Origin of the sequence: Veillonella sp. CHU732 (genome assembly GCF_003992085.1) — a bacterium.
GTDB lineage: Bacteria > Bacillota > Negativicutes > Veillonellales > Veillonellaceae > F0422.
Genome location: NZ_RQVC01000007.1, coordinates 98,737 through 104,904 on the forward strand (window position 1 = coordinate 98,737; position 6,168 = coordinate 104,904).

Annotated in this window: 6 protein-coding genes and 1 pseudogene; 6 read left to right on the forward strand and 1 reads right to left on the reverse strand. The window is 38.8% G+C overall.

What is annotated here, in order from left to right:
• Window positions 1–149: 149 nt before the first annotated feature.
• Window positions 150–1,208, reverse strand: a complete 1,059-nt coding sequence (locus EO121_RS04620; RefSeq protein ID WP_127161045.1) for a TIGR00341 family protein — start codon at window positions 1,206–1,208, stop codon at window positions 150–152.
• Window positions 1,209–1,536: 328 nt separating this feature from the next.
• Here EO121_RS04620 and EO121_RS04625 point away from each other — a divergent pair, with 328 nt between their 5' ends.
• The 6 genes and pseudogenes from EO121_RS04625 (at window position 1,537) to EO121_RS04650 (ending at window position 6,066) form a co-directional block, all read left to right on the forward strand.
• A complete protein-coding gene (locus EO121_RS04625) occupies window positions 1,537–2,292 on the forward strand; it encodes an exodeoxyribonuclease III (protein ID WP_126937749.1) in 756 nt (251 codons plus the stop codon).
• 21 nt (window positions 2,293–2,313) lie between these two features.
• A complete protein-coding gene (locus EO121_RS04630) occupies window positions 2,314–2,979 on the forward strand; it encodes an ATP-binding cassette domain-containing protein (protein ID WP_127161046.1) in 666 nt (221 codons plus the stop codon).
• Window positions 2,966–3,739, forward strand: coding sequence for an iron export ABC transporter permease subunit FetB (gene fetB / locus EO121_RS04635; protein WP_127166390.1), 774 nt, complete (start codon window positions 2,966–2,968; stop codon window positions 3,737–3,739). The genes EO121_RS04630 and fetB overlap by 14 nt, the downstream gene beginning before the upstream one ends.
• 200 nt (window positions 3,740–3,939) lie before the next feature.
• A complete protein-coding gene (locus tag EO121_RS04640) occupies window positions 3,940–5,196 on the forward strand; it encodes a Glu/Leu/Phe/Val dehydrogenase (RefSeq protein ID WP_127161048.1) in 1,257 nt (418 codons plus the stop codon).
• Window positions 5,197–5,369: 173 nt separating this feature from the next.
• Window positions 5,370–5,681: pseudogene (locus EO121_RS04645) on the forward strand (DUF4261 domain-containing protein); the annotation flags it as partial.
• A gap of 28 nt (window positions 5,682–5,709) precedes the next feature.
• A complete protein-coding gene (locus tag EO121_RS04650; RefSeq protein ID WP_126939504.1) occupies window positions 5,710–6,066 on the forward strand; it encodes a cupin domain-containing protein in 357 nt (118 codons plus the stop codon).
• Window positions 6,067–6,168 lie beyond the last annotated feature (102 nt).

A 6,168-nucleotide genomic window follows, 5' to 3' on the forward strand; every position in this document is an offset into this window, starting at 1 on the left:
GTAATAATATTCATATTGTCTTCTCTCATTCGTATAAAAGTGGTATCTGTAACTGGTATATGAGGCGATTCTGGTTTAGCAAGACTATCGCAACTATGCAAAAAAGCAACGGCAAATCCGTTGCTTTTTTTGAGATAAGTTCAATATCCTTAATCCTTGTCTTCTTCATTTTCTTTTACAATATCTTTTTGTGAATTTTTTTCAGAGAGTTTTTGATCGATATACTTATTAATATTTTCATAAAATTCTTTGGTCTTCTCACTATCCAATTTTGTCGAATTATGAATTTGATTAACTTGATTGACTTTCAAATGAACAGATTGAATACCGTAAGAGGCTTGTTTTTGGCGGAGTGTTTCTAATTGTTCTTCTGAAAGAGGATTGCCAACAATCGTCAAGACCAATTCATTTTTGCTTGACTTGTAGACTTGACTAATGACCGTATGATTGGTGAACTCTTTTCCTACAAACTGCTTGATTCCTTCTTTTCGTGCCTGATCCATCGTTAGCGTGACTGCTGAATAGGTGGCAGGAAGAATTAATAATACAATCAAGGATATCAACCCAATTCTCATTTTAATGTTTAGCTCTTTAAATGAGCGTAAGGGAGATTTTCTCATCAAAATTCTTGTTCCAACAATATTGGTTAGCATGATAAAGACACAGTTAATTAAGAAAAGATAGAGAGCGCCATATATAAATTGTACATTTCCATTAGCTAAGCCATAGCCGGCAGTACAGATAGGTGGCATCAGAGCTGTTGCAATGGCTACTCCTGGCACGATATTGTTCGCTTCTTTTTTTCTTGAACCAATGACACCTGCTATCCCACCTGCAATAGCAATGAGAACATCCCAAATGGTTGGAGAGGTTCGAGCAATCAACTCGCTACTTGCATAAGATATGGGAGAAATCCAGAAATACAGAGCTGAGACAAGCAAACTGACCGCTACTTGAGTCAATAAAACATTTAAAGATTGCTTGATTAAACGAGTATCAAAAATAGCTAAGCCGAATCCTAGTCCAACAATCGGTGTCATAAGAGGGGAAATCAGCATGGCTCCAATAATAACAGCTGTTGAATTCATATTTAAACCTATAGAGGCAATAAGGATCGCACACATCAAAATGACTGTATCGCTTAATCGAACATGAAGATCATCATATAATTTATCACGGTATTCACGTGCTGAATAGTTTCCTGTCATTGGGTACTCCTTTTATTTCATATAATCTTATTTTGCATGGATAATAATAGAGCGATTTCTGTCTAATCTTCCGTATTTTTAATTCTTATCGGTTATTCTTTTGAAAATTATCCATTACGTATCGCCCAGCCTAGCCTTAACATTATACCAAAATTTTATAGTATTTCTTTAAAGAAATCTATTAATTTAATAGATAGAAAAAGGAAGAAACTTTTATTTTCCAACAAAAACTTACCGCCGGCATCTGATATATTTGGAAAGCGCATATCGAAAATTTATGATATAATCAATATATATTTTTGTTACTAAATACTATGAGGTACTAACAATGAAATTAATCTCTTGGAATGTGAATGGCTTACGTGCAGCCATGACTAAAGGATTTATGGATGCATTCGATGCATTAGATGCAGATATGTTCTGCTTACAAGAAACAAAATTACAACCAGAACAAATTGAAATGGTCTTGCCGAACCATGAACAATATTGGAATAGTGCAGTGAAAAAAGGCTATAGCGGTACGGCTATTTTCACAAAAGAAAAGCCAATTTCCGTAGTGAATGGCATTGGCATTGAGGAACATGACCAAGAAGGACGTGTGATCACGGCGGAATATGAAAAGTTCTACTTAGTTACGTGCTATACACCGAATAGCCAACGTGAATTGGCTCGTTTGGAATATCGCATGGAATGGGAAGTGGCATTCCGCGAGTATTTACTAGCATTAGATGCGAAAAAACCGGTGATTCTGTGTGGTGACCTTAACGTAGCCCATCAAGAAATCGACTTGAAAAACCCTAAAACAAATCGTAAAAATGCTGGTTTCAGTGATGAAGAACGTGAAAAAATGACGGAACTGCTAGCAGCAGGCTTTACAGATACCTTCCGCTATTTATATCCTGATGCAGTCGATGCCTACAGCTGGTGGTCCTACATGGGCAAAGCTCGTGAGCGGAACGTAGGATGGAGAATTGACTATTTCTTAGTATCCAACAGCATTGCTGATAAAATCCAAGAGGCGAAAATCCATGCAGATATTTTTGGGTCTGACCATTGCCCAGTGGAACTAGTTATCGATTTATAATTCGTATAAAGGGCGTATATTATGTCAGTACTACGTTTTGAAAATATCTCTGTAATGCTTCATGGTCACCAGATTTTAGGGGATATTTCTTTTGAGGTTCAACAAGGTGAAAGCATCACCATCATAGGTCCATCGGGGAGTGGTAAAAGTACAATTCTGAAATTGGCTAGCTCCTTGATATCTCCTACGAGAGGGACGATTTATTTTCAAGGTAAACCGATGGATCAATATGCCCCTACAGAATATCGCCAACGAGTGGCGTACTGTTTCCAACAGCCCTATTTATTCGGGCAAACAGTGCGAGGTAATCTAGCCTTTCCTTTTACCATGCGAGGTCGTGCTATTGACGAAACAAGAATCAAAGACCTATTCGAGTTGTTTCATATGGATCTACAGCTGTTAGAGAAGTCGAATACGGAGTTATCAGGTGGTGAGATGCAACGAATTTGCTTGATTCGTAGTTTGCTGTTTGCCCCTGAGGTGTTGCTATTAGATGAGGTGACGTCTGCTTTGGATACAGAAAATACGGAGTGGGTAGAACAAGGTCTTATGCAGTTACATAAAGAAGGCTTAACCTTATTACAGGTGACCCATAATTTAGACCAAAGTGTTCGTATGGGGCAACGTCGTATCACTGTGAAAGATGGTCATATTACAGATTGTGAGGTGCTACATGGGGAGCTTTAATGCCTTATCGAATGAATCCTTACTGATGGCAACCGTGCTTATCGCCATGGCCGTTGTCGTGTCTTATCAGCAGAAAATGCGGTTAGAACTAGAAATATTGCATAGTGCCTTGCGAGCGGTAGTGCAACTAGTAGTCGTAGGGTATGTATTGCATTTTATTTTTGGTGCGGACCATCCTTTGTTTACTGGCGGTGTATTACTGTTGATGCTGATCAGCGCCGCTATCAATGGAGGCAAACGGGGATTTGGCATCAAACATGCTTCATGGATTGCAGGGGTTAGTATTGGCATTGGTGCGGTAATTACTCTTGCTATCTTATTGGGGGCAAACGTGCTATCTTTTACTCCGTATCAAATGATTCCTGTAGGAGGCATGGTCATGTCTGGGTCTATGGTGGCAGTAGGATTGTGTTTCCGCCAAATTATAACGAGCTTTAAGCGACGCCAACAAGAGATTCAGATTAAGTTAGCATTGGGAGCTACTCCTATGCAGTCCTGTAAAGCCATCTTGCGAGAAGCCCTGATATTTAGCTTAGAACCGACCATCGATAGTGCGAAAACATTGGGCATTGTGGCCTTGCCAGGGATGATGACAGGCTTAATCTTGGCGGGAATGAGTCCTATGGAGGCCATCAAATACCAAATTATCGTTATTTTCATGACCTTTTCAACCGTATCCATTGCCATTGCTATAGCAGGATACTTGAGTTGTCGACAATTTTTTAATATGAAAGAGCAGCTGATTCTATCTGATTCGTGATAGAATCAGCTTTTTTTACTATCTGTAACTCTGCTAAGAGAGTATCCCTATCTTCCTCAGATATGTTTACAAAATATTTTTAAAGTTTTAATTTACCTATAAATTAAGTAGGATTTTTTGAAAGCCTATAGTCATAAGGAATGAGTTGTGTTACTATTAGGGTATACACATTCTATTTATATGTAAAACGAGGTGGTATTATGGCAAATTACAACCCTTATGAAAATATGCTGCAAACATTAGACTTAGCAGCGGACACATTGGGCATTCCACGCAATGACTATGAAGTATTGCGTCACCCTGAACGTGAAATGAACGTGGCGATTCCAGTACAAATGGATGATGGGCATGTGGAAGTATTTACTGGCTACCGTTGCCAACATAGCTCCGTTCTTGGTGCATCTAAAGGCGGTCTTCGCTTTCACCCAGATGCAGATGAAAATGAAGTGCGCGCGTTAGGTGCGTGGATGACAATCAAAAATGCTATCGCTCATTTACCATATGGCGGTGGCAAAGGCGGTATCAAGGTAGATCCGAAAGAACTAAGTGAAAGAGAGTTGGAACGTTTAACACGTGGTTTCGTTCGTAAAATTGCTCCTATTATTGGGGTAGAACGAGATGTGCCAGCTCCTGATGTGAATACAAATCCGCAAATCATGTCTTGGATCGTCGATGAGTACAGTGCGTTAACTGGTCAATGGACACCAGGAATCGTAACAGGTAAACCATTAGCCATCGGTGGTTCTTTAGGTCGTAATGAAGCAACAGGTCGTGGCTGTATGTTCACATTGCTTTCCTACTTGGAAAAACAAGGTAAATCTATTAAAGATTTGACGATTGCTGTACAAGGTTTTGGTAATGTAGGATCTGTTGGTGCTTTATTGATGCATCGTGAAGGTGCTAAAATCGTTGCCATCGGTGATGTACATGGATCTCTGTACAATGCAAACGGCATCGATGTAGAAAAAGCTTACGAATATGCAAACTCTCATGGCCGTTCTTTAGAAGGCTACGAAGAGCCAGGTATGACAAGAATCCCTAATCCAGATTTATTGTTATTGGATGTAGACGTGCTATACTTAGCGGCCTTAGAAAACCAAGTGAACGAAGCCAATATGAAAGAAGTAAAAGCAAAATTAATCTTGGAAGGTGCTAACGGACCATTAACCAAAGATGCAGACTTATACTTCTTTGAAAAAGGTATTCCTGTATTGCCAGACGTATTAGCGAATGGCGGAGGCGTGGTGGTATCCTATTATGAATGGGTACAAAACAAAGCTGGCTTCTACTGGTCTGAAGAAGAAGTAAACGAAAAATTATCGAAGAACATGAAAAAAAGCTTTGAAGAAGTATGGGCTATGCAAGAAGAGTTTAAAGTATACCCAAGATTGGCTGCGTACATGGTGGCATTGCGTCGTTTAGTAGAAGCATTAAAAATTAAAGGATATAACGGTTAATATATCTGCCCTATCTGCTCATCTTAGATGATGTAATATTTACTAGAGAGCCAGATTTATTGTATAATTTAGGTAATAATATATTATTTATTTTGTATAAGGTGAGAGGAGGTTTATAATCTAAATTTTAATTCAGTCGAATTCGACCGAATTAAATCCGAAGCAGGATATAATTCATTAACATTCAAGGTACAGACGATATGATGGTTGACTCGGTGGGGATGAGCACCTTATTCTTGCCTGATGTGCAGTATCACTTTCATGGCATGAATCCTGATGATGTAGTTATTCATGCATATAATATGTTGTATTTTATTTTAGAAAATGACAATCCTGTTGGTGATGGTGATACTATTAGCGGCCTAGAGAATGGGGAATTGGATTCAAATGTGCAATGGACATTGCAGTATGAGGATTCCCTAGTTCAACCGGTGAGAGCAGTGCTTGATGTAAATATGGGTGAATATGCTTCTGGAACTCGTTAGTTGTTAATCGATGAAAGGTGAGAGTGTTATGAGTAATCAACGTATTTTTGATATGGAACTTGTGAAAGTTGAAAGTTTGGAGAAGGCTGTTAGGACGCCATTTTATCAAACTGATTCCACAGGTGGTTCAGTTTGGGTTATTAAACCTGGTCAAACCTTACCAAAGCATTATCATCATAATTCTGATGATATATGGGTTGTATTGCAAGGAACAGGGGTATTTTATCCAACGCCGGATACTGAGGTGCCTTTTACAAAGGGGCAAGTTATAGTATCTAAAAAGGGTGAATGTCATGGTGCAAAAAATACTGGAACGGAAGATATTGTCTTTGTGAGTATCGTTGCTCCGGTGCCTTCTGATTATGATCCTGTTTATACTAATTAATATGAAAGCACTTTATAGTATTTTCTGGCTCTATAATAAATGTTGGGGTGACACCACTACGGTGTCACTTCCAACATTATTTTTTTGCAAAAAAATAAGCAT